The sequence below is a fragment of the Acidovorax sp. Root402 genome, from assembly GCF_001425125.1.
GTDB classification, from domain to species: domain Bacteria; phylum Pseudomonadota; class Gammaproteobacteria; order Burkholderiales; family Burkholderiaceae_C; genus Acidovorax; species Acidovorax delafieldii.
On sequence record NZ_LMDQ01000012.1, the window covers coordinates 1 to 23,492 of the forward strand.

At 64.4% G+C, this 23,492-nt stretch carries 19 protein-coding genes; 1 reads left to right on the forward strand and 18 read right to left on the reverse strand.

Features of this window, described 5'->3' with window-relative positions; translation table 11 throughout:
- The 11 genes from ASC83_RS05145 to ASC83_RS05195 form a co-directional block, all read right to left on the reverse strand.
- Nucleotides 1-737 (reverse strand): electron transfer flavoprotein subunit alpha/FixB family protein (locus ASC83_RS05145; protein ID WP_056059104.1); only part of this gene is annotated, 737 nt, incomplete at its 3' end.
- On the reverse strand, nucleotides 738-1,469 hold a 732-nt coding region (locus ASC83_RS05150), incomplete at its 5' end, for an electron transfer flavoprotein subunit beta/FixA family protein (protein ID WP_235509323.1).
- A gap of 150 nt (nucleotides 1,470-1,619) precedes the next feature.
- The gene (locus tag ASC83_RS05155) at nucleotides 1,620-3,185 is read right to left on the reverse strand and encodes a class I adenylate-forming enzyme family protein (protein WP_056059110.1); all 1,566 of its coding nucleotides are present in this window, start codon (nucleotides 3,183-3,185) and stop codon (nucleotides 1,620-1,622) included.
- 8 nt (nucleotides 3,186-3,193) lie between these two features.
- Entirely contained in the window at nucleotides 3,194-4,207 is a 1,014-nt protein-coding gene (locus ASC83_RS05160) for a tripartite tricarboxylate transporter substrate binding protein (protein ID WP_056059114.1), read from the reverse strand.
- A 174-nt stretch (nucleotides 4,208-4,381) separates the two neighbouring features.
- Complete coding sequence (locus ASC83_RS05165) at nucleotides 4,382-5,389, reverse strand: tripartite tricarboxylate transporter substrate binding protein (RefSeq protein WP_056059118.1); 1,008 nt, start codon at nucleotides 5,387-5,389, stop codon at nucleotides 4,382-4,384.
- A 78-nt stretch (nucleotides 5,390-5,467) separates the two neighbouring features.
- Nucleotides 5,468-6,715 carry a CaiB/BaiF CoA-transferase family protein gene (locus tag ASC83_RS05170; protein ID WP_056059122.1) on the reverse strand — a complete coding sequence of 416 codons (1,248 nt, stop codon included), beginning with the start codon at nucleotides 6,713-6,715 and terminating at the stop codon, nucleotides 5,468-5,470.
- Entirely contained in the window at nucleotides 6,712-7,548 is an 837-nt protein-coding gene (locus ASC83_RS05175; RefSeq protein WP_056059949.1) for an oxepin-CoA hydrolase, alternative type, read from the reverse strand. Before ASC83_RS05175 ends, ASC83_RS05170 begins: the two co-directional genes overlap by 4 nt.
- A 4-nt stretch (nucleotides 7,549-7,552) precedes the next feature.
- The gene (locus tag ASC83_RS05180; RefSeq protein WP_056059125.1) at nucleotides 7,553-8,686 is read right to left on the reverse strand and encodes an acyl-CoA dehydrogenase family protein; all 1,134 of its coding nucleotides are present in this window, start codon (nucleotides 8,684-8,686) and stop codon (nucleotides 7,553-7,555) included.
- Nucleotides 8,687-8,696: 10 nt separating this feature from the next.
- On the reverse strand, nucleotides 8,697-9,893 hold the full coding sequence (locus tag ASC83_RS05185; protein ID WP_056059127.1) for an acyl-CoA dehydrogenase family protein: 1,197 nt from the start codon (nucleotides 9,891-9,893) through the stop codon (nucleotides 8,697-8,699).
- Nucleotides 9,894-10,055: 162 nt separating this feature from the next.
- Nucleotides 10,056-11,231: an acetyl-CoA C-acyltransferase gene (locus tag ASC83_RS05190; RefSeq protein WP_056059129.1), complete on the reverse strand. Its 1,176-nt coding sequence runs from the start codon at nucleotides 11,229-11,231 to the stop codon at nucleotides 10,056-10,058.
- A 124-nt stretch (nucleotides 11,232-11,355) separates the two neighbouring features.
- A complete protein-coding gene (locus ASC83_RS05195; protein WP_056059131.1) occupies nucleotides 11,356-13,476 on the reverse strand; it encodes a 3-hydroxyacyl-CoA dehydrogenase NAD-binding domain-containing protein in 2,121 nt (706 codons plus the stop codon).
- Nucleotides 13,477-13,638: 162 nt separating this feature from the next.
- On the opposite strand from ASC83_RS05195, the gene ASC83_RS05200 reads away from it, so the two are divergent.
- Nucleotides 13,639-14,559, forward strand: a complete 921-nt coding sequence (locus ASC83_RS05200; RefSeq protein WP_056059134.1) for a LysR family transcriptional regulator — start codon at nucleotides 13,639-13,641, stop codon at nucleotides 14,557-14,559.
- 153 nt (nucleotides 14,560-14,712) lie between these two features.
- Here the strand turns inward: ASC83_RS05200 and ASC83_RS05205 are convergent, their stop codons facing one another.
- The 7 genes from ASC83_RS05205 to ASC83_RS05235 form a co-directional block, all read right to left on the reverse strand.
- On the reverse strand, nucleotides 14,713-15,726 hold the full coding sequence (locus ASC83_RS05205; RefSeq protein ID WP_056059138.1) for an ABC transporter ATP-binding protein: 1,014 nt from the start codon (nucleotides 15,724-15,726) through the stop codon (nucleotides 14,713-14,715).
- Nucleotides 15,723-16,709 carry an ABC transporter ATP-binding protein gene (locus tag ASC83_RS05210; protein WP_056059952.1) on the reverse strand — a complete coding sequence of 329 codons (987 nt, stop codon included), beginning with the start codon at nucleotides 16,707-16,709 and terminating at the stop codon, nucleotides 15,723-15,725. Before ASC83_RS05210 ends, ASC83_RS05205 begins: the two co-directional genes overlap by 4 nt.
- Before the next feature lie 32 nt (nucleotides 16,710-16,741).
- Nucleotides 16,742-17,653 (reverse strand): ABC transporter permease, encoded by a 912-nt coding sequence (locus ASC83_RS05215; RefSeq protein ID WP_056059141.1) that lies wholly within the window; start codon nucleotides 17,651-17,653, stop codon nucleotides 16,742-16,744.
- Nucleotides 17,654-17,781: 128 nt separating this feature from the next.
- Nucleotides 17,782-19,365 (reverse strand): ABC transporter substrate-binding protein, encoded by a 1,584-nt coding sequence (locus tag ASC83_RS05220; protein WP_056059145.1) that lies wholly within the window; start codon nucleotides 19,363-19,365, stop codon nucleotides 17,782-17,784.
- Between the two features lie 97 nt (nucleotides 19,366-19,462).
- Nucleotides 19,463-20,680 (reverse strand): M20 aminoacylase family protein, encoded by a 1,218-nt coding sequence (locus ASC83_RS05225; protein WP_015012585.1) that lies wholly within the window; start codon nucleotides 20,678-20,680, stop codon nucleotides 19,463-19,465.
- The gene (locus ASC83_RS05230; protein ID WP_015012584.1) at nucleotides 20,680-21,660 is read right to left on the reverse strand and encodes an ABC transporter permease; all 981 of its coding nucleotides are present in this window, start codon (nucleotides 21,658-21,660) and stop codon (nucleotides 20,680-20,682) included. The genes ASC83_RS05225 and ASC83_RS05230 overlap by 1 nt, the downstream gene beginning before the upstream one ends.
- 137 nt (nucleotides 21,661-21,797) lie before the next feature.
- The gene (locus tag ASC83_RS05235) at nucleotides 21,798-23,378 is read right to left on the reverse strand and encodes an ABC transporter substrate-binding protein (protein WP_015012583.1); all 1,581 of its coding nucleotides are present in this window, start codon (nucleotides 23,376-23,378) and stop codon (nucleotides 21,798-21,800) included.
- Nucleotides 23,379-23,492: the final 114 nt, after the last annotated feature.

The following is a 23,492-nucleotide window of genomic DNA, read 5'->3' on the forward strand; positions in this document are numbered from 1 at the left end:
GTCTGGCCCACTTGCCAGTCGTTGGGCGCGTAGCCTGCGTCCACCGCCGCGCGGCTGGCACCCAGGGCGGCGCCCAGCTTGTCGGCTAGGGGCGTCATGACTGCGTCGAACTTTTCCTTGCTGCCCAGCGCGCGTCCACCGGAGACGATGATCTTGGCGGCGGTCAGCTCGGGGCGGTCGCTCTTGGCGATTTCGCTGCCCACGAAGCTGCTCTTGCCGGCGTCGGCCGTGGCGGCGGCGGTTTCAACTTGTGCGCTGCCACCGGTGGCGGCTGCGGCGTCAAAGCCGGTGGTGCGCACGGTGATGATCTTGACGGCATCTTGGCTTTGCACGGTGGCAATGGCGTTGCCGGCGTAGATGGGGCGCTCAAACGTATCGACTGCGATCACCTTGGTGATGTCGCTGATCTGGGCCACGTCGAGCTTGGCCGCCACGCGGGGGGCGACGTTCTTGCCGCTGGCAGTCGCGGGGAACAGGATGTGGCTGTAGTTGGATGCGATGGCGAGCACTTGGGCGGCGACGTTTTCTGCCAGGCCGTGTTCCAGGCCAGGGGCGTCGGCGTGGATGACCTTGGCAACACCGGCTATTTTGGAGGCGGCTTGTGCAGCAGCGCCGGCGTTGTGGCCGGCCACCAGCACGTGCACGTCGCCACCGCAGGCCACTGCGGCCGTGACGGTGTTCAGCGTGGCGCCCTTGATGGACGCGTTGTCGTGTTCAGCAATAACGAGTACCGACATTTAGATCACCTTCGCTTCGTTCTTGAGTTTTTCGACCAGGGCGGCCACGTCGGCTACCTTGATGCCTGCGCCGCGCTTGGCGGGTTCGGTCACCTTGAGGGTCTTCAGGCGCGGAGCCACGTCCACACCGAGGTCTTCGGGCTTGACGGTATCGAGCTGCTTTTTCTTGGCCTTCATGATGTTGGGCAAGGTGACGTAGCGGGGCTCGTTCAGGCGCAGGTCGGTGGTGATCACTGCGGGCAGCGAAAGCTGCAGGGTTTCCAGGCCGCCGTCCACTTCGCGGGTCACGCTGACCTTGTCTGCAGCCAGTTCGACCTTGCTGGCGAACGTGGCCTGGGGCAGGTCGGCCAGGGCCGCCAGCATCTGGCCGGTCTGGTTGGCGTCGTCGTCGATGGCTTGTTTGCCCAGGATGATGAGCGAGGGTTGCTCTTTGTCCACCAGGGCCTTCAGGAGCTTGGCCACGGCCAGGGGCTGCAGTTCCACGTCGGTCTCGACCAGGATGGCGCGGTCGGCGCCAATCGCCATGGCTGTGCGCAGGGTTTCCTGGCACTGGGCCACGCCGCAGGAGACTGCGATGACTTCGGTCACCAGGCCTTTTTCTTTCAGGCGCACGGCCTCTTCAACGGCGATTTCGTCAAAGGGGTTCATGCTCATCTTCACGTTGGCGATGTCCACACCCGTGTTGTCCGACTTCACGCGGACCTTCACGTTGTAGTCCACCACGCGCTTGACNGTCAAAGGGGTTCATGCTCATCTTCACGTTGGCGATGTCCACACCCGTGTTGTCCGACTTCACGCGGACCTTCACGTTGTAGTCCACCACGCGCTTGACGGGAACGAGGATTTTCATGGTTGGGTCTTTCTGAAAAAACAGGAAATCGATCAGTGCGACAGCGCGCGGTGCAGGTCACGCAATTCACGCTTGAGCACCTTGCCGATGGCGCTGCGCGGCAGCTCATCAATGAAATGCAGCGCAGCCAGCCGCTGCGTCTTGCCCGCACGGGCGTTGTACCAACCCATGATCTGGGTGGCGTCTTCGGTGGCACCCGGCCGGCGGCATACAAAGGCCACCGGCGTCTCGCCCCATTGTTCGGAGGGTACGCCGGTCACGGCCACGTCCTCCACGGCGGGGTGCTTGCGCAACTCGGCTTCGAGGTCGCTGGGGTAGATGTTGAAGCCGCCGCTGATGACCATGTCCTTGCGGCGGTCCAGCAGGGTCAGAAATCCCTGCGCGTCAAACCGGCCCACGTCGCCCGTGCGAATGAAGCGCTTGCCGGTGGCGTCAAACCACTCGGCCTCGCGCGTCTTGTCGGGCTGCCGGTGGTAGCCGGTCATCATGCCGGGCGAGTGGCCCACCACCTCGCCGGTGGCGCCGGGCGGCAGCTCATGGCCCTCTTCGTCGATCAGGCGGATGTCGCTGGTGGATGCGGGCTGGCCCACAGTGTGCAGCTTGTCGGGATGGTCGTGCGCCGCCAGGATGCAGGTGCCGCCGCCTTCGGTCATGCCGTAGAACTCGTACAGCGCGCCCGGCCAGCGCGCCAGGATGTCGGCCTTCAGCTCGGCACGGAACGGCGCGCTGGTGCAGAACTTGGCGCGAAAGCACGACAGGTCGAATTCACCAAACTGCGGCAGCGCCAGGATGCGCTGGTACTGCACCGGCACCAGCATGGAGTGCGTGGCGCGAATCTGCTGCGCGGTCTGCAGGTAGCGCAGTGCATCGAACTTTGCCATCAGCCGCACGCTGCCGCCCCAGCACAGGCCGGGGAAGAACGACACCAGCGTGGTGTTGGAATACAGCGGCGTGGCCAGCAGCGTGACACTGTCCGGCCCGTAGCCCTGCGCCAGGCCGCGCACCAGATGCGCCCAGCGCATGCCGTGCGATTGCACGATGCCCTTGGGGTTGCCAGTGGTGCCGGAGGAATAAATGATGTTGAACGGGTGCTCGGGGCCCACATCCACCGGCTGCGGTGCGGCGCCTTCGGGAGCGAGCCACTCAATCCACGGCGTGCCCGCGCCGGTATCGTCCAGCGCCACCAGGGGCAGCGCAACGGCGCCTTTCATCACCGCAGGCGGCACCGCCGCCCTGCCCTGCGCATCGGCAAACAGCAGGCGCGCCTGGGCATCGCCCAGCATGGACGCCATGGCCTCGGGCGTGACGGATGGCGCCAGCGGTGCCACCACCACACCCGCACGCAGGGCGCCCAGGTACACAGAGGCATAACGCACCGACGACGCGGCGCATACGGCCACCACATCGCCCGACTGCAGGCCCGCCTGCTGCAACGATGCGGCCACGCGGTCCACCAGGGCATCGAGTGCGGCCCAGTTCAACGCGGAGTCGTCATCGGCCAAGGCCTTGGCCTGCGGGCGCTGCCGCGCGTTGTCACGCAGCAGATCGGAGACCCTGCGGAACGGGGGAAAAGGGGCAGAGGCAGTTGCGTTGGTCATGGCCCAACTTACTCGAAGACGATGCCCTTGTCGCGGATCACCTGGCCCCACTTGGCGTAATCGCCACGCACGCGCTTGGCCATCTGGTCCGGGCCCTGGTGGTTGGCGATGGCACCGGCGTTGAGCAGCTTGTCCTGCACCTCCTTGTCGGCCAGGATGGCTTTGACTTCGGTGCTGATGCGATCAACCACATCCTTGGGCGTACCGAGCGGGGCCATCAGGCCGCCCCACGACACGGCATCAAAGCCCTTGAAGCCCTGCTCGGCAATGGTGGGCACGTTGGGGATTACGCCCACGCGCTGCGGCGAGCCCACCGCAATGGCGCGCAGCTTGCCCGTCTGGATATGGGGCAGCGCTGCCACGAGGTCTGCATACATCATGGGCACCTGGCCGCCCAGCGTGTCGGTGATGGCGGGCACACCGCCCTTGTAGGGCACATGCTCCATCTCGAATTGACCCAGCTGCTTGAGCAGCTCCATGCTCAGGTGGCCAAAGCTGCCCACGCCCGAGGAGGTGTAGTTGAGCTGACCTGGCCGCGCCTTGGCGTGGGTGATGAGCTTTTGCAGATCGGTCACGGTAGGCATCTGCGCCGGGTTGACCACCACTACGATGGGCAGGTCGTACACGGTAGCCACGGACACGAAATCCTTGGTGGTGTCGTAGCCCGCCTTTTTGTACAGGTGCGGAGCCAACAGCGTGGGCGTGGCCAGCATCATGAGCGTGTAGCCGTCGCCAGGGGTCTTGGCGATCTGCTGCGCGGCAATCGAGCCCGAAGCGCCCGCGCGGTTCTCCACCACCACGGGCTGCTTCAGCCGCTCGGCCAGCTTCTGGCCGACGATACGCGAGGCCGTGTCGGTGGGGCCACCAGCCGGGAAGGGCACCACGAGCTTGATCATCTTGTTAGGCCAGGCCTGGGCGTGCGCTGGGGCCGTGCCCAGCAGGCCGATGGCCGACACAGCGGCAGCTGCGGACAGCACCGCGCGACGCGAAAAGGCGGCGGGGAAAAGAGATTGTTTCGTCATCAGATATCCGTTTTTACTTTCAGCTTTTGTGCTGACCCACGCCCGACGTAACCGGCGCGGCCCAGGCGCGGGCAGCCGCGCAAGGGCCGCCCCGCCGCGCTGGCTGCGTCCCCCTGCCCGCATGGCGCAGCCATGCGAGAGCGGGGGGAAGCCGCGCTGCGGCTCAGGGGGGTGTTAATCGAGCTTTGCGCCAGACACTTTCACCACGCGCTCCCACACCGGTGCGTCCTTCTTGAACTGGGCGCTGAACTGCTCGGGACTGCTGCCCACGGGGATGAAACCCATCTGCTGGATGCGGTCGCGCACTTCGGGCATCGCGATCACGGCCTGCAGCTCAACGCCAAGCCGCGCTACGACTTCGGGCGGCGTCTTCGCGGGTGCGCTCATGCCCACCCAGCCCGTCACCTGGAAGACCTCGTCCTTGATACCCTGCTCAGCCATCGTGGCCACTTTGGGCAGCGCGTCCATGCGCTGCGCGCCGGTCACGGCCAGTGGCTTGAGGCGGCCCGATTCGATGTAGGGCCGGGCCGACTGCAGGCTGGCAAACGCCATCTGGAACTGCCCGCCCACGAGGTCCTGCAGCATTGGGGCCTCGCCCTTGTAGGCCACATGGTTCATGTCGGCCTTGTGCTTGTCGGACAGCCACGCCCCAGCCAGGTGGGCGTACGAACCCATGCCCCATGAGCCATAGGCGATCTTGCCCTTGTTGCGGTCGATGTAGGCCATCAGCTCCGCTGCGTTGTTGACCGGCAGCTGCGGGTTGACCAGCAGCACCACCGGCGCCAGCGCGATCTGGGTGATGAGGGCCTGGTCCTTTTGCGGCTGGTACGGCAGGCGGTCGTACAGGAACTGGTTGATGAGCATGGTGGTGCCCAGGGACACCAGCAGGGTGTAGCCGTCGGCCGGCGACTTGAGCGCCTGGTCGGTGCCGGTCACGCCGCCGGCTCCGCCGCGGTTGTCCACCAGAACAGGCTGGCCCAGGCGGGCCGAGAGCTTCTCGCCCAGCGCGCGGGCGGTGATGTCGGTGGCGCCACCGGCCTGGTACGGCACGATCAGCTTGATAGGCTTGGCAGGCCAGGCGTCCTTACCCGCCTGCGCCAGGGCCGAGCCCAGCAGGCCGGTGCTGATGAGGGCGGCCAGGCCCTGCAGGACCCTGCGGCGGGGAATACGGAAGAAGTTCATGTTTGTCTCCGGATGGCAATAGGAAAAGGTCGATAGCGCTTGTTCCGCAAGCGCTTTCCGCTATTATTTTTATAGCTATTAAAGCGGGGGAAGTGTGAGCACACCCTTGTCGCGCAGGGCCTGAAGCTCGGCCTCTGGCAGTTGCAGCAGCTGCTGCAGCACATCGCGCGTGGCGTCGCCCAGGGTGGGCGGTGCGTTGCGGATGGGCAGGCGCTGGCCGTCCAGCCGATAAGGCGGCGCGAACACATGCGTGGTGCCCGCCACGGGGTGGGGCATTTCCTGCAGGAGGCCGCCACGCCGCGTACGCTCGCTGGTCAGCGCTTCGTGCAAGCCAGCCACCCTGCCGCAAGGGATGCCAGCAGCGGTCAGGCGTTCGAGCAGCACATCACGCGGGAAGCTGGCAATCAACGCCTTCATCTCGGGCAGCAGGGTCAGTCGATTGCGGGCACGCTCGACATTGGTGGCAAAACGGGGGTCTTCCACGATGTCCGGGCGCATCACCACCTGACGGCAGAACTTGTCGAACTGGCTGTTGTTGCCCACGGCGATGATGAGCGGACCGTCCTGTGCCTCGAACATGCCGTAGGGCACGATGGACGGGTGGGCGTTGCCGTAGCGCTGCGGGTCGTGGCCCAGCAGCATGGCGTCCAGGCCGTAGTAGCCGGTGATCATCAGACCGCAGTCGTACAGCGCCATCTCGATGTGGCGGCCCTTGCCCGTGCGCTCCCGCCGGAACAGCGCGGCCAGCACGGCCTGCGCCGCATACATGCCGGTCATCATGTCCACCGCGGCCACGCCGAACTTCAGCGGGGGCTGGTTGGCCTCACCGTTGATGGCCATCAGACCCGCCTCGCCCTGGATCACCAGGTCATAACCGGGGCGCTTGGCCTCGGGGCCGGAGCTGTCGTAGCCCGCCACCGAACAGTAGATGAGGTCGGGCTTGATGGCCTTGAGCTGCTCGTAGCCCAGGCCCAGCTTCTCGGCGCCGCCGGTCTTGAAGTTCTGGACTACCACGTCGCACTGCGGCAGCAGGTCGCGGATGATCTTCACGCCTTCGGGCGTCTGCAAATCCACCGTGATGGACCGCTTGTTGCGGTTCATGCTGTTGTAGTAGGTGGTCTCGGTCTTGCCGATGCGCATGCCCCAGTCGCGGGTGTCGTCACCCCGGCCGGGGTGTTCCACCTTGATGACGTCGGCACCAAAGTCGGCCAGTACCTGGCCGCACAGCGGGCCCGCAAACACACGCGAGAGGTCGAGCACGCGCACGCCTTCGAGCGGGAAGTCCATGCCCTCGGGCAATGGGGGGGTGGGGGTGGTGGAGGTCATTGCGTAGTGTCTTGTGTACCCGCGCCAGCGGCATTGACCTGGCGCAGGCGGGCGAAATCGGCCGGGCGTTTTTCCAGAAACGCACCAACGCCTTCGCGGGATTCTTCGGTGGCTTGCGACTGCACCATGAGCTGTGCTTCCAACTCCAGCTGATCGTCCAGTGGCTGGACGTAGGCACTGCGGCACAGCGCCTTGATGCGGCCCATGGCCAGGTCCGGCCCGGTGGCCACCTGCGCGGCCAATGCCAATGCCTGCGTCAGCGCCTCACCCGGTTCGGCCAGTCGGTTGACCGGGCCGAGTGCATGCAGTCGCTCGCCAGAGATGCGTTCGCCGGTGAGGCACAGCTCGGTCAGCACCTGGCGCGACACGAACTCGGCCAGGAAGGCAGTGGCGCCGCCGTCGGGCGTGAGACCCACCTTCACATACGCGACCGAAAACACGGCGTTACGCGCAGCCACCAGCATGTCGCAGGCCAGCGCCAGCGACAGGCCCGCACCAGCGGCAGCGCCCTCCACCGCTGCAATCACCGGCTTGCGGCAATCGCGCACGGTGCGGATCAGGTCGTGCAGGCCTTCGAGCTTGGCGCGGCGCTCTTCGATGGGCAGCTCACGGCGCTTGGCCAGCTGGCGCAGGTCACCGCCCGCGCAGAAGTGCCCATCCTCGCCCGTGAGCACGATGGCGCCGACGGTAGGGTCAGCCTCGGCCTGTGCCAGTGCCTCGGTCAGCGCTGCATAGAACGCGGGCGACAGCGCATTGCGCGCGGCAGGGTTGTTGTTGGAGAGCACGAGCACCGCGCCCTCACGGCGTTGCAGCAGAGGCAGTGGCTGCTCCATGGCTTCAGCTCCGGCCCAGCGCGATAAAGCGCGCCAGGTGGTGGTCTTCATCGCCAAACTGGTGGTCCACCATGACGAGGCGCTTGGCGTAGTGCGACAGCGGCAGCTCCCACGTCATGCCAATGCCACCGTGCAGCTGGATGCTTTCCTCGGCCACCAGCGCGCCAATGCGGCCCATGGTGACCTTGGCGGCCGAGAGCGCGCGCTCGCGCTCGGTGCGGTCGGTGCTTTCCATGGCTGCTGCCGCATTGATGACGGCCGAGCGTGCCTGCTCCACTTCCAGCAGCAGGTCGGCCATGCGGTGCTGCAGAGCCTGAAAGCTGCCGATGGGTACGCCAAACTGCTTGCGCGTTTGCAGGTATTCCAGCGTGTGCTTCTTGGCCACATCCATGGCGCCCAGCGCCTCGGCACACACGGCCAGAATGCCCCAGCCCACCGCGTGCTCCAGCGTGGCAAAGCCCTGCCCTTCTGCGCCCAGCAAGGCCCCTGCGCCCACCTGCACGTTTTGCAGCGTGACTTCGGCCACACGGCCACCATCGATGCGGCCCATGCCACGGCGGCTCAGGCCTGCAGCATCGGCGGGCACCAGGAACAGCGAGATGCCGTCTTCATCGTCCACAGCGCCCGCTGTGCGGGCACTGACCAGTAGCAGTTGAGCCTGGTCGCCATGCAGCACCACGGCCTTGTGGCCGGTGAGCAACCAGCCGTCGCCATTGCGCACGGCGCGGGTGGTCACGCGGTTCAGGGCGTAGTGCGCGCCGGCTTCCTCGTGCGCCAGGGTCACCACGGTGCTGCCGTCGATGATGCGGGCGATGTGTTCCTTTTGCGCAGCGCTGCCCGCCAGGCCCAGCGCCCGGCCCACCACCAGCGCGCCGACGAAGGGCTCCACCACCAGGCCGCTGCCCAGGGCTTCAAACACCACGGCCACATCAAAGCCTGCGCCGCCGAAGCCGCCATCGGCTTCGGGGAAGAGTGCGCCAATCGCGCCCAGCTCGGCAAAGCGGCTCCACAGCGCCGCGTCCATGCCGCTGTCGCCGTAGGCGATGTGGTTGCGCGTCTCGATCCCGTACTGCTCGGCCACAAAACGGTTCAGGGTGTCCGCCAGCATGCGGCGGTCTTCGGTATGTTCAAAGTTCATCGCGGCAACCTCACAGGCCCAAAATCATTTTTGAAATGATGTTCTTCTGGATTTCATTGGAGCCGCCAAAGATCGACAGCTTGCGGTAGTTGAAGTAATTCGCAGCTGCCGTCGCTGCCTCCTTCGGCCCCACGGGTTCATCGGCATAGCCTTCGTACTGCGCTGCTTCGATGAAAGGCAGCGCGTACGGGCCCACCGCACGGCGGATGAGCGAGAGGATCTCCTGCCGGATCTCGGTGCCGCGAATCTTGAGCATGGAGCTTTCAGCCCCTGGCACGCCGCCACCGGCCACGGCGGCAATCACGCGCAGGTTGGTGGTCTTCATGTTCTCCAGGTCAATCTCGACCTGGGCCATGCGGGCGGCAAACAGTGGGTCCTGATCCAGCGGCTTGCCGTTTTTGATGACCTTGGCGGCAATCACCTGGAGCTTGGCCAGCGCGGCAATGCAAAAGCCCACGCCTGCAATGCCCGTGCGCTCATAGGTCAGCAGGTACTTGGCGTAGGTCCAGCCCTTGTTCTCCTCGCCCACCAGGTTTTCCACGGGCACCTTCACATCGGTGAAGAACACCTCGTTGACTTCCTTGTCGCCATCGAGCGTGCGGATGGGGCGCAGCTCCACGCCGGGCGAGTTCATGTCCACCAGCAAGAAGCTGATGCCCGACTGCGCCTTGGCTTCGCGGTCGGTGCGCACCAGGCAGAAGATCATGTTGGCGTGCTGGCCCTGGGTGGTCCAGGTCTTCTGGCCGTTGACGATGTAGTGGTCGCCCTGGCGCACCGCCGTGGTCTTGACCGAGGCCAGGTCCGAGCCCGCGCCAGGTTCGGAGTAGCCCTGGCACCACCAGTCCTCACCGCTCAGGATGCGCGGCAGCCAGTATTTTTTCTGTGCCTCGTTGCCAAACTTGATGAGCACCGGGCCCAGCATGTTCACGCCAAAGGGCACGATGCGCGGGCCACCGGCCAGGGCGCATTCGGTGTCGAAAATGAACTTCTCGACGGCCCCCCAGCCGGGGCCGCCATAGGCTTCGGGCCAGTGGTTGGCCAGCCAGCCGCGCTCGTTCAGGATGGCGTGCCACTCGTCCTGGTCCGCCTTGGTCAGGCGCTGCCCGGCCTTGACCTTGGTGGCGATGCGCTCGGGCAGCTTGGCTTTCAAGAAAGCCTGCACCTCGGCGCGGAAGGCTTCTTCTTCGGGGGTGAAATTCAGGTCCATTGACGGTTTTCCTCAGTCATCCATGGCGCTGTGCGCCTGTATACGGCCTTTGCACTGGCGCGCCCCAGGCGGGGGACGCCGAGCAAGGGCCGCCCCGCAGCGAGGGCGTCGTCCCCCTCCCGCAGGAGAGGGGGAAGCGGCGCCAGCCGCTCAGGGGGTGTTTCAATAAATCTCGAACAGGCCTGCAGCGCCCATGCCACCGGCGATGCACATCGTCACCACGCCGTACTTGGCCTTGCGGCGGCGGCCTTCGAGCAGCAGGTGGCCCACCAGACGTGCACCGGTCATGCCAAAGGGGTGGCCAATGGCAATCGCCCCGCCGTTCACGTTCAGCCGCTCGGACGGAATGCCCAGGCGGCGCTGGCAGTACAGGGCCTGCGAGGCGAAGGCTTCGTTCATCTCCCACAGGTCAATGTCCTGCACCGTGAGGCCGTGGCGCGCCAGCAGCTTGGGCACGGCAAACACGGGGCCAATGCCCATTTCGTCGGGCTCGCAACCCGCCACCGCAAAGCCACGGAACGCGCCCAAGGGCTGCAGGCCACGGCGCTCGGCTTCTTTCGCTTCCATGAGCACGCAGGCGCTGGAGCCGTCGGACAGTTGCGAGGCGTTGCCTGCGGTGATGAACTGGCCCGGACCTTTCACCGGCTCCAGCTTGGCCAGGCCTTCCAGCGTGGTGCTGGCGCGATTGCAGTTGTCGTGCGTGGCGGTCACTTCGCGGTAGGTGACCTCACCGGTCTCCTTGTTCTTTTCCATCATGCGCGTGGTGCAGGGCACGATCTCGTCAGCGAACACGCCGGCCTGCTGTGCGGCGGCGGTGCGTTGCTGGCTTAGCAGCGAGAACGCATCCTGGTCTTCGCGGCTGATGCCATAGCGGTGGGCCACGATGTCGGCGGTGTCGATCATGGCCATGTAGAGGTCGGGCTTGTGCTCTTGCAGCCAGGGGTCGATGTCTGCCGGGTTGCCTGCACGGATGGCCGAGATGCTCTCCACCCCACCCGCCACCATGGCGGGCACGCCTTCGGCCACGATGCGGCCTGCGGCAATCGCCACCGACTGCAGACCCGATGCACAAAACCGGCTGGCCACCATGCCCGCCACCGAAAGGGGCAGGCCCGCGCGCAGCGCGGTCTGGCGGCCAATGTTCTTGCCGGTGATGCCCTCGGGGTAGCCGCAGCCCATCACCAGGTCTTCGATCAGCTCGGGGTCGATGCCCGAGCGCTCGACCGCTGCCTTGACGGAAAAGGCCGCCAGCTGCGGGCCGGGTGTGGCATTGAATTCGCCCCGGTGCGACTTGGTCAATGGGGTGCGGGCGGTGGAAACGATGACGGCTTCACGCATGATTTGCTCCTGATTTAATAGCTTTTTGCGCTTATTCATAAAGCGCTAGAGGCCAATATGACTCGAATACGGTGGGACTGATGGAAAACGCTTCGCGTGCAATGCAGGTCAGGCAGTCTCTGCGCTATGCAGCCTTGTTCAGGCTGTCGAAATTGCGCCCCTCGGCTACCAGCTTTTCCAGCAGCGGCGCGGGCTGCCAGAACAGCGGGTCTTCCTGGGCGAACTCGCGGATATCGGCCAGCACCTTGTCCAGCCCCGTCATGTCGGCCCACTTCATCGGGCCGCCACGGTGGCGCGGAAAGCCGTAGCCCGCGACAAAGGTCACGTCCACATCCAGCGGGCGCAGGGCAATGCCTTCGGCCACCACTTTGGCGCCTTCGTTGACCATGGCGGCCATGTAGCGACGCATGATCTCGTCGGCGCTGAAGCTGCGGGGCGTGACGCCTTTCTTGGCGCGCTCGGCATCCACTATGGCCAGCACTTCCGGGTCGGGCTGGCCCGTGCGGGCACCGTCGGGGTACAGGTAGAACCCGCGCCCGGTCTTCTGACCAAACCAGCCGCGTTCGCAGATGCGGTCGGCAATCTCCACGTACCGGGCCTTGGGGTCGCGCGTGGCAGCGCGGCGCTTGCGCGTGGCCCAGCCAATGTCGCCACCGGCCAGGTCTGTCACCTGGAACGGGCCCATGGCAAAACCAAAGCCGCGCACGGCAGCGTCGATCTCGTAGGGGCTGGCACCGTCTCCCAGCAGGTAGTCAGCGGCCTGCTTGTACACGGCCAGGATGCGGTTGCCGATAAAGCCGTCGCACACGCCCGCGCGCACAGGCACCTTTTTCAGCTTGCGAGCCAGCTCGAACGCCGTGGCCACCACGTCGGGCGCCACCTTGGCGGGCACCACGATCTCCAGCAGCTTCATGATGTTGGCGGGGCTGAAGAAGTGCAGGCCGATCACATCCTGCGGGCGGCCGGTGGCAGCTGCAATGGCGTCGATGTCGAGGTAGGACGTGTTGGTGGCCAGCACGGCACCGGGCTTGCACACGCGGTCCAGCTCGCGGAACACGGTCTTCTTGACTTCGATGTCTTCAAACACGGCCTCGATCACCAGGTCCACCTGGGCGATGTCGGCATAGCTGGTGCTGCCGGTGTAGCGCGCCATCACGGCGGCCTGGGCGGCATCGGTCATGCGGCCCTTGGCCACCAGGGCGTTGTAGACCTTTTCGACATTGGCGCGGCCGCGGGCGATGGATTCGGCATCGCGCTCGATCATGGTCACGGGCAGGCCCGCATCCAGCGCGGCCACGGCAATGCCCGCACCCATGGTGCCGCCACCGATGACGGCAATGCTGGCCACGGGGCGTGGCTGCGCGGCCTGAGCCTCGGGCACTTTGACCACTTCACGCTCGGCAAAAAAGGCGTGGATGAGCCCGGCGCGTTGCGGGCTGTCGATGCATTCCATGAACAGCGCACGTTCGCGGGCCATGCCTTCTTCAAACGGCAACTGCAGTGCAGCCTGCACGCATTCGATGATCTTGAGGGGCGAGAACAGGCCGCGCGACTTCTTGGCCGTCTCAGCCTTTTGCTCTTCCAGCCAAGCCAGCGCAGCCTGCGGCTCGGCAATGGCCAGGTCACGCGTGCGGCGCACGGGGGCGTTGGCAGCCAGCAGTTCGCGCACGTAGGCCAAGCCTGCGGCCAGCGGGTCGGTGCCTTCCACCAGCTTGTCAACCAGGCCGGCTTGCAGCGCGGCCTGCGCCTTGAGGGGCTGGCCGCTGAGCATGAGGGTGGTGGCGGCCTGCACGCCCATCAGGCGCGGGGCGCGCTGGGTGCCACCCGAGCCGGGCAGCAGGCCCAGGTTCACCTCGGGCAGGCCCAGCGTGGCGGCAGGCAAGGCCAGCCGGTAGTGGGCCGACAAAGCCACCTCCAGCCCGCCGCCCAGGGCTGCGCCGTGCAGCACGGCCACCACGGGCTTGTTCAGGTTTTCGATGGCGCGGCAGACCTCAGGCAGGATGGGTGCTACCGGTGGCTTGCCGAATTCGCGGATGTCCGCCCCGGCAATGAAGGCCTTGCCCGCGCCCACCAGCAACACGGCGACCACGGCGGCGTCGGCCTGCGCCTGCTGCATGGCCGCCAACAGGCCCTGGCGCACGGCGGCTCCCAGGGCATTGACGGGCGGGTTGTCGATGGTGACGACCAGAACATCGCCATGCAGCGCGGTGGTAACAACGGAAGATGCGGCAGCGGCGGCGTGCATACGGGGAAGTCTCCTGGTCAATGGCTGTGCCTGTTGATGACCGGGGGATTGTTGATGCGCGAAGTAATCTTGACAATTACATAGCCCATTGACAGACTGTCAAACTTCTTTTGACAAACTGCGGCAAGCGAGCGTTCAGATGCCGCCCCACCCATCCCGCCTATGGAACTCACCTCCCTCACCGTGCTGGTCGACATCCTTGATGCTGGCAACCTGAGCCAGGCCGCGCGCAACCTGAAGATGACGCGAGCCAACGTGAGCTACCACCTGCACCAGTTAGAAAAATCGGTGGGTGTGCAGCTGGTGCGCCGTACCACACGCCGGGTGGAGCCCACCGAGGTGGGCCTGCGCCTGTACGCCCATGGCCGCGCCATTCAGAACGAAATGCTGGCCGCGCGCGAGACCATTGCCACGCTGGGCCAAGGCCTGCAGGGCCGCGTGGGCCTGAGCGTGCCCAGTGGCTACGGGCAGATGGTGATGTCGGACTGGCTGATCGACTTCAAGCGGCTGTACCCCGGCATCGTGCTGGATGTGCGCTTTGAAAACCGGGTGGATGACCTGATCCGTGATGAGGTGGACATCGCCATCCGCGTGATGCCCGAGCCCCCGCCCACGCTGGTGGCGCGCGACCTGGGCAGCGTGCGTTACATCGCCTGCGCATCGCGCGAGTACGCCGAGACGCATGGGCTGCCCCAGGACTTCGAAGCTCTGCAGGCCGCGCCGGTGATCACCGCAGGGGTGGTAGGCAAGCAGCTGCGCCTGCGCGGGTACCGGGGTGACCAGCGCCAGGAGGCCATGCTGGAGCCCACCCTCATTTCGGAGCACTTTCCGTTTCTGCGCCAGGGCATCCTGGCAGGGCTGGGCGTAGGGCTGGTACCGGATTACGTGGTGCAGGACGCCGTGACCAGCGGCGAAGTGCTGACCACGCTCAACGACTGGCGGCTGAGCATTTTTGGCACCCAGATGTTCATGCTCTACATGCCGAACCGCCACCAGACCCGGGCGGTGCGCACCTGCATTGACTACCTGCTGGGGCGTGCCCTGCCCGCAGCCGGCCAAGGAGTGACTGCGGAGCCAGGATGAGCATCTTCTGCGCGTTTACAAGCAAAAATAGCCGCAAGCGCAGGTATTCATTGCGCTAGCAGCTATTTTATTGATAGCAATCACTACTGCGACAGTAGCAATGCCGGATGAGTCCCTCCGCCGCGCGTCAGCACACCCGCGTGGCGGCTGGCATCAGATCCGCCCTTCCTCCACCGCATGGCACGCAATGCGAATGCCGCCAATGCTCAGGAGCTGGGGGCGCTCGGTGCGGCAGCGGTCGTTCACATGCGGGCAGCGGGGGTTGAACGCACAACCGGGCGGCGGGTTCAGCGGGTTGGGTACCTCGCCCTGTACCGGTGTGCGCGCCTTGCCGGTGTCGTGCATCTTGGGGATGGCATCGAGCAACATGCGCGTGTAGGGGTGACGCGGTGTGTCGAACAGCGTGTGTTTGTCGGCCAACTCCACCAGTCGGCCCAGGTACATCACGCCGACCTGGTCGCTCACGTGGCGCACCACGGCCAGGTTGTGGCTGATGAACAGGTAGGTGAGCTGCCGTTCGCGCTGCAGGTCCTTCATGATGTTGAGGACCTGGGCCTGCACCGACACATCAAGCGCGCTGGTGGGCTCGTCGCAGACCAGGAACTCGGGTTCGGTGGCCAGGGCGCGTGCAATCGAGATGCGCTGGCGCTGCCCGCCCGAGAACTGGTGCGGGTACTTGACCATGTCCAGCGGCGACAGCCCCACGGACTTGAGCAACTCGCCCACGCGGGTCTTGAGCTGTTCCTTGTCGGTGATGAGGCCGTGTTCTTTCAGTGGCTCTCCGATGATGTCCTCCACCAGCCAGCGCGGATTCAGGCTGGCGTACGGGTCCTGGAAGATCATCTGGATGCGGCGGCGCATGGCCTTGGCATCGTTGCCCTTGAAAGCGGCGTGCGCGTCCTGGTTGTCGAAGGTGAGGCCGCCGCGGGTGGGCTCGTACAACCCCACCAGCAGGCGGGCCACGGTGCTCTTGCCGCAGCCGGACTCGCCCACCAGGGCCAGCGTCTTGCCCTTCTCGATCTCGAAGCTCACGCCATCCACCGCATGCAACAGGGTGCGGGGCTTGCGTTCGATCACACGGTTGAGCCAGGGAGCGGAGACGTCAAAGGTCTTGGCCAGGTCGTGCGCCTGGACCAGGGCCTTGCTTTTCGTTGCGGTGGCACTCATGCGGTCACCTCGGCTTGGGTCGCGGCACCAGCGTGCAGCCAGCATGCAGCGCGTGTAGCGCCTGCATCCATCAGGTCGGGGCGGTCGGTCATGCAGCGGTCAAAGGTCTTGGGGCAGCGGGGGTTGTAGGCGCAGCCACGGGGAATGGCGTTCAGGCGCGGCATGGCGCCATCGATCTGGTTCAAACGTTCACGGTCCATCGTCATGTCGGGGATGGAGGCCATCAACCCGCTCGTGTAGGGGTGCGACGGCTTGTTGATCACATCGTGCACCGGGCCGATCTCGGCCACGCGGCCAGCGTACAGCACAGCCACGCGATCACAGGTTTCGGCAATCACGCCCATGTCGTGGGTGATCAGCATCACGGCTGCACCGCGCGATTTGCAGATGTTCTTGAGCAGCGTGATGATCTGCGCCTGGATGGACACATCCAGCGCCGTGGTCGGCTCGTCGGCCACGATGAGTTTGGGCTCGGCCGCCAGGGCCAGGGCGATCACCACACGCTGGCGCATTCCACCTGAAAACTGGTGCGGATAGTGGTCAATGCGCTCTTCTGCCGCGGGAATGCCGGTGTCCTTGAGCAACTGGATGGCGCGCTGGCGGGCCTCAGCGGCGTTGACAGGCAGGTGCGCCAGGATGGTTTCGGTGAGCTGTCGGCCCACCGTGTACAGAGGGTTCAGCGAGGTCAGCGGGTCCTGAAAGATGGCGCCAATGCGGCGACCACGGATGTGGCGCATTTCCTCATTGCTGAGGTTGTCGATGCGCTGGCCCTCCAGCAGGATCTGGCCCGAGGCCACACGGCCCGGCGGCTCCAGCAGGCCGATGATGGCCGCGCCGGTGAGTGACTTGCCGGCGCCGGACTCCCCCACCACGCCCAGGATCTCGCCGGGCGCAATGGAGAAGGAAATGTCGTCCAGGGCGCGCAGGGTACCGCGGCGGCCCGGGAATTCGACAACGAGGTTTTTGACTTCGAGAAGGCTCATGGAGATATCGCTTTTCTTGTTCTTGTTGTGGCTCAACGCAGGCGCGGGTTCAGGGCATCGCGCAGCCAGTCACCTAGCAGGTTGACCGACAGCGCAATCAGCACCAGCATGGCGCCAGGAAATACGGTGATCCACCATTCGCCCGAGAACAGGTAGTCGTTGCCGATGCGGATCAGCGTGCCCAGCGAGGGCGAAGTGGGCGGAGCGCCCACACCCAGGAAGGACAGCGTGGCTTCGGTGATGATGGCCGTGGCCACCTGGATGGTGGCCAGCACCAGCACGGGCCCCATCACGTTGGGCAGCACATGCTTGCGCATGATGCGCAGCGGCGGGACCCCCGTCACACGGGCCGCCTGCACGTATTCCTTGTTGCGCTCCACCAGCGTGGAGCCGCGCACCGTGCGGGCATATTGCACCCAGCCGGTGAGGGAGATGGAGAGGATCAGCACCCCGAACGCCAGCGACTCGTGCGCATTGGGAAACAGCGCACGACCCACGCCGGCAATCAGCAGCGCGACCAGGATGGCAGGAAAGGAGAGCATCACATCGCACAGGCGCATGAGCACAGCATCCACCCAGCCGCCCCGGAAACCGGCCAGCAGACCGAAGGCCACACCCACCACCACGGAGAGCAGTACCGAGGCAATGCCGACCACGAGGGAGATGCGCGCACCGTAGATCAGTGCGGACAGGATGTCACGGCCCTGGTCATCGGTGCCCAAGGGGTATTTCATGGAGCCCATTTCGCTCCACGCCGGGGGCAGCCGCGCGTCGCTCAGCTCCAGCGTGGTGAGGTCGAACGGGTTGTGGGGCGCCACCCATCCGGCGAACACCGAACAGAACAGGCAAATCAGCGCAATGGCGGCGGCCAGCATGGCGACCGGCGATGTGCGGAAGCTGTAGCCAACGTCGCTGTCGAACCAGCGGGCAAGGGTAGTTTTCATTGTGGGAAACCAATCAACAGGCAACAACACGCGCAACGGGTAGCTGCGGGTGTTGTTGCGGGCTTGAATCAGCCGGTGGCGTTGTCGTTGTTGTAGTCGTCGTATCGATCAGGCGGGAACAAGCAGGATTACTTGCTCACGGTGATCCACTTGAAAGGCATGTAGTTGTCGGCCATCTGCACCAGCTTGACCTTCTTGCTCACACCCCAGGCCAGCGCCTGCTGGTGCAGCGGCAGGTGGCCCACGTCGGCGGTGTGCACATCGAAGGCTTCCTTGATCATGGCATCGCGCTTGGGCTTGTCGGTCTCGACCAGGATCTTCTTGGTCAGTTCGTCCAGCTTGGGGTTGCAATACGCACCCAGGTTGAACTGGCCCGCTCCGGTCTTGTCGTCGGGGCAGATCATCAGCGCATTCAGGGCGTTGTGCGAGTCGTAGGTGGTGGGGGTCCAGCCCAGCATGTAGAAGCTCGTGTCACGGCGCAGCACCTTGGGGAAGTACGTGCCCTTGGTCTCGGCCGCGAGGTTGATCTTGACGTTGATGCGCGACAGATTGGCGGCCACCGTCTGGCAGATGCGGCCGTCGTTCACGTAGCGATCGTTGGGACAGTTCATGGTGACTTCAAAACCGTTGGGGTAACCGGCTTCAACCATCAGCTTCTTGGCGGCTTCGACGTCATAGGGCAGGCGCTTGACATCCGGCTGGAAGCCGTTGATGCCGGGGCCCACCATCAGCGCGGAGGGGTTGGAGGCGCCTCGCATCACAGTCTTCTTGATACCTTCGATGTCGATGGCCTGGTAGAAGGCCTGGCGCACGCGCTTGTCCTTGAAGGGGTTCTTGCCCTTGACGTTGGAGTACAGCAGTTCGTCGCGTTTCTGGTCCATGCCCAGGAAGATGGTGCGCAGCTCAGGGCCAGTGATGGCGCGGGCATTGGCGCTGCCGTTGATACGCTCGATGTCCTGCACGGGCACAGGCTCCATCACGTCCACTTCGCCCGACAGCAGGGCCGCCACGCGCGTGGCATCGTTGCCGATGGGCGTGAACACAACTTCGGTGGCGTTGCCTTCGATCTTGTCCCAGTAGGCGCCATTGCGCACGAACACCGTGCGCACGTTGGGCTGGCGCTCACGCAGGCGGAAGGGGCCGGTGCCATTGGCACGGAACGACGCCGCGTTCTCGATGCCCTTGCGGCGGTCCACAGGGGTGGTGGCCTGATTGGTCTCGCACCACTTCTTGCTCATGATGTAGGACGTGGTGATCACGTCTGGCAGGATGGGCTGTGGAGCCATGGTGTCGATCTCGACCGTGTGGTCGTCGATCTTGCGCACCTGCTTGATGTCGCTGTTGGTGGCCTTCATGTCAGAGCCATCGCCCTTCATGCGAGCAAAGCTGAACACCACGTCGTCGGCAGTGAACGGCGTGCCGTCGTGGAATTGCACACCCTTGCGCAGTTCGAAGCGCCACACGGTGGGGGCAATCTGCTTCCAGCTGGTAGCCAATGCGGGCGCAAGGCTCAGGTCCTTGTTGCGGCCCACCAGCGGTTCGTAAACGTTGCTGGTCACGCTCAGCTGCAGCGACTCGTTGAGTGAGTGCGGGTCCATCGACAGGGCATCGCCCTGGTTGGCGATGCGAACGGTCTGTGCCTGAGCTACCAAACTCGTCGCAGCCAGCGCAGCGAAGAGAGCGGTCACAGCGACTTTTTTCTGGAATTTCATGGAAATCTCCTGGTAGTGAAAGGGTGGGATGGAAGGGTACGAAGACTTCCGGTGGGTGAGCGGTGTGTGCGTGGAGAAGTCAGACGCCCGCGCCTGATCAGAGCGCGGGCAGCGGCATGGCCTGCTCGATCAGGCTGGCGTGCAGCGCAGCGCCCAGCGGCAGGATGTCATCGTTAAAGTCATACCGACTGTTGTGCAAGGCGCTGCCGCTCGATCCTGTGCCTTGGCCAATGCGCAGGTAGGCCCCTGGCTTGTTCTGCAGCATGAAAGAGAAGTCTTCAGCGCCCATGCTGGGCTCCAGGTCGCGCACCACGTGGTCGGCACCCAGCAGCGACTCGGCCACATCGCCCGCGAAGATTGCTTCGCTTTCGCTGTTGATGGTGGCGGGGTAGATGCGTTCGTAGTGCACCGTGGCCGTGGCACCGAAGCCGAGCGCAATGGCGCTGCACAACTCCTTGAGGCGCTTTTCCACCATCTCCTGAACCAGCGGGTCGAAGGTGCGCACGGTGCCCACCAGCGTGGCCGTGCCGGGCAGCACGCTGAACGCACCCAGGTCGCCGGCCTGCATCGCGCACAGGCTGACCACCGCACTGTCGATGGGCCGCACATTGCGCGAAACGATGCTCTGAGCTGCGGTGATGATGTGGGCCGCGACCAGCACAACGTCCACCGTCTGATAGGCGTGCGCGCCGTGGCCGCCACGCCCAGTGATCTCGACCGTGAAACGGTCGGCGGCTGCCATCATCGGACCGGCATTGATCCCCACGGTGCCGGGCTTCATTGCGGGCCAGTTGTGCATGGCAAAGATGGACTGCACGGGGAAGCGGTCAAACAACCCGTCTTCCATCATCACGCGGGCACCGGCAAAGCCTTCTTCGCCCGGCTGGAACACCAGCACGGCGGTGCCATCGAAGTTGCGGGTTTCGGCCAGGTAGCGCGCAGCGCCAATCAGCATGGCGGTGTGACCGTCATGGCCGCAGCCGTGCATGAGGCCCTGCTTGCAGGACTTCCAGGCGAAGTCGTTGTGCTCGGTCAGCGGCAGGGCATCCATGTCGGCGCGCAGGCCCACCATGCTACCGCTGGCGCTGCTGCGCCCACGAATGACGCCCACCACACCCGTGCGCCCGATGCCCTCGTGGATCTCATCCACACCGCAGAGCTTCAGCGCTTCCTTGACGCGTTTGCTGGTGTAGATCTCTTCGAAACCCAGCTCCGGATGGGCATGCAGGTCACGCCGCAGTGCCGTCAACTCAGGGTGGTACTGCGCTATGTGAGCGAAGGCGCGGCCACCAGCTTTCAAACGGGGGCCTTGCATCAGTGGCCTCCTGCCTTGCCAACGCGCAGTCGAGGATCGACCGCGAAGTACAGCAGGTCCACCACCAGGTTGATCACCACAAAGATCAACGCAATCAGGCACAGGTAAGCGGCCATCACGGGAATGTCAGCGAAGGTCACCGCCTGGATGAACAGCAGGCCCATGCCTGGCCACTGGAACACCGTCTCCGTGATGATGGCAAAGGCGATCAGGCCACCCAGTTGCAGACCTGTGATGGTCAGCACGGGCACGAGAGTGTTCTTGAGGGCGTGGCCAAAATGGATGGCCCGATTGGACAGGCCACGAGCCCGGGCGAACTTGATGTAGTCGGTGCGCAGCACCTCCAACATTTCGGCCCGCACCAGCCGCATGATCAGCGTGAGCTGGAAGATGGCCAGCGTGATCGCAGGCAGGGTGATGTGGTGCCAGCCCTTGGCCTTGAGCAAGCCGGTGCTCCACCAGCCCAGCTGCACGACCTCACCCCGACCAAAGCTGGGGAACCACCCCAGGTGTACGGCAAACACCAAAATCAACAAGATGCCGATCAGGAAGGTGGGCAGGGACACTCCCAGCAGGGACAGTGTCATGAACAGCTGGCTGGTGAAGGTGCCGCGCTTGAGGGCGGCATACACGCCCATCGGCACACCAATGACCAGCGCGAGGAGGGCCGCTACCAGCGCCAACTCGAGAGTGGCCGGGAAGCGCTCGGCAATCAGGCGCGACACCTTGGCCCCCTGGCGCAGGCTCAGTCCAAACTCACCCTGCGCTGCATTCACCAGAAAGTGCCAGAACTGCACAAAGAAGGATTTGTCCAAGCCGAGGGCGCTGCGCAACTCGCGGATCTGCTCGGGAGTGGCGTCCTGGCCCAGCAGGAACACCACGGGGTCTCCCACGTACTGGAACAGCATGAAGGAGATGAAGGCCACCGTGACCATGACAATCACAGCCTGTATCAGGCGGCGCAAAATAAAGGCAAGCATCAGAGAGTCGAGTGAGTGTTCGATGGAAGTGCCGCCGCCACTTTTGGTGACTGGGGCACTGCGGGTCAATACATCGTCAGATATACCAAAGAAAGCAAGGGCCGCACGGCCCTTGCTTTCAGTGTGTCAAGAATAAATCAGTTCACCTTGACCGTGCGCATGTCCACGCGGTTATCAGCACGGTGCACCAGTTCGATGTTCTTCTTCATGGCCCATGGGATCACCTGGTCATGCAGAGGAATGTGGGACACAGTGTCGTTGGACAGTTGCAGCGCCTCGGTCAGCATGCGGGCGCGAACAGGCGCATCGGTCTCGGCCTTGATGCGGTCCACCAGATAGTCCATGCGCTGGTTGCTGTAGCGACCTACGTTGTAGTTGCCGTCACCACCTTGGCCCACGGTGCGCACCAGCGATTGCAGGCTGTACAGCGCGTCGAATGTCGGCACGCCCCAGCCCAGCATGTAGATGCTGGCTTCGTAGCGCTGGATCATCGGGAAGTAGTTGACCAGCGGCAGCGTGCGCAGCTTGGCCTTCACCCCCACGCGCGCCCACATGGCCGTCACTGCTTGGCAGATGGCTTCGTCGTTGATGTAGCGGTTGTTGGGGCAGGCAAAATCCACTTCAAAGCCATCGGGGTAACCCGCCTCGGCCAGCAGCTTCTTGGATGCATCAACGCTGTATGGAAAACGCTTGCCAACAGCCTCTGTGTAGCCAGCCACTTGCGGCGCAACGATGGTGCCCGTGGGCTTGCCCAGACCGCGCATGATGTTGCGCGAGATGGTTTCTGCATCAATCGCCTGATAGAGGGCCTTGCGCACCCGCACATCCTTGAGCGGGTTCTTGCCCTTGATGTTCGAACCCGGCAGCTCTTCGCGGAACTGGTCCATGCCGAGGAAAATTGTGCGGTTCTCCACTCCATCAATCACCTTCAAGTCAGGGCTGGCGCGCAAGCGACCCAGATCCTGGGGTGACGGGTCGAGCACCAGATCCACTTCACCCGACAGCAGTGCAGCAATGCGTGTGGCTGCAGACTTGATGGGCGTGTAGACGATCTCGGTCACGTTACCGTCCATCTTGCCCCACCAGTTGGGGTTGCGCTTGAACACCATCTTCACATCAGGCTGCCACGACTCCAGGGTGTAAGGGCCTGTGCCCATGGCGTTGCGGTGGGCAAAATTTTCGTCGGTGCCCTTGATGTCTTTGGGCTCTACCGACTTGTTCTTTTCCGCCCAGGCCTTGCTCATGATGCGCAACTCGGTCATCTGACGCAGCAGAACCGGATTGGGCGAAGACAGGATGACGTCAAAGTTCTGCGCATCCACCTTCACCACTTTGCTGATGCCCTGTACATAGGGGGTGAAGTTGGACGTTTTGGCCATGGCCCGCTGGATGGAGTACACCGCATCGTCGGTGGTCAGCGGCGAACCATCATGGAACTTCACGCCCTGACGCAGCGTGAAGCGCACCTGCGTGGGGCTGATCTCCTTCCAGGCGGTTGCCAACACGGGCTCCACATCGAACGTCTTGCTGTTGTAGTACACCAGGCTTTCATACACGTTGGCATGAAGGCCGTTTTGCAGCGCATTATTTTGGGAGTGAATGTCCCAGGTCGCGATTTCTCCCTGACTGGCCCATTTGAAAGGCTTGGCCTGCAATGACGGCGCAAACAGCAGCGCGGCAGCAGCAGCCACCGACAAAAGACTGTAGTTGAGTTTCATGGAACCCTCTTGATTAAGAGTTTTACTATGCAGTAAAGGTTGCTCTATAGCCAACGGGAAATCCCTGAATCCCCGCTGCCATGAAGGGCCTATAACTGCGCTGGCAACACTTTC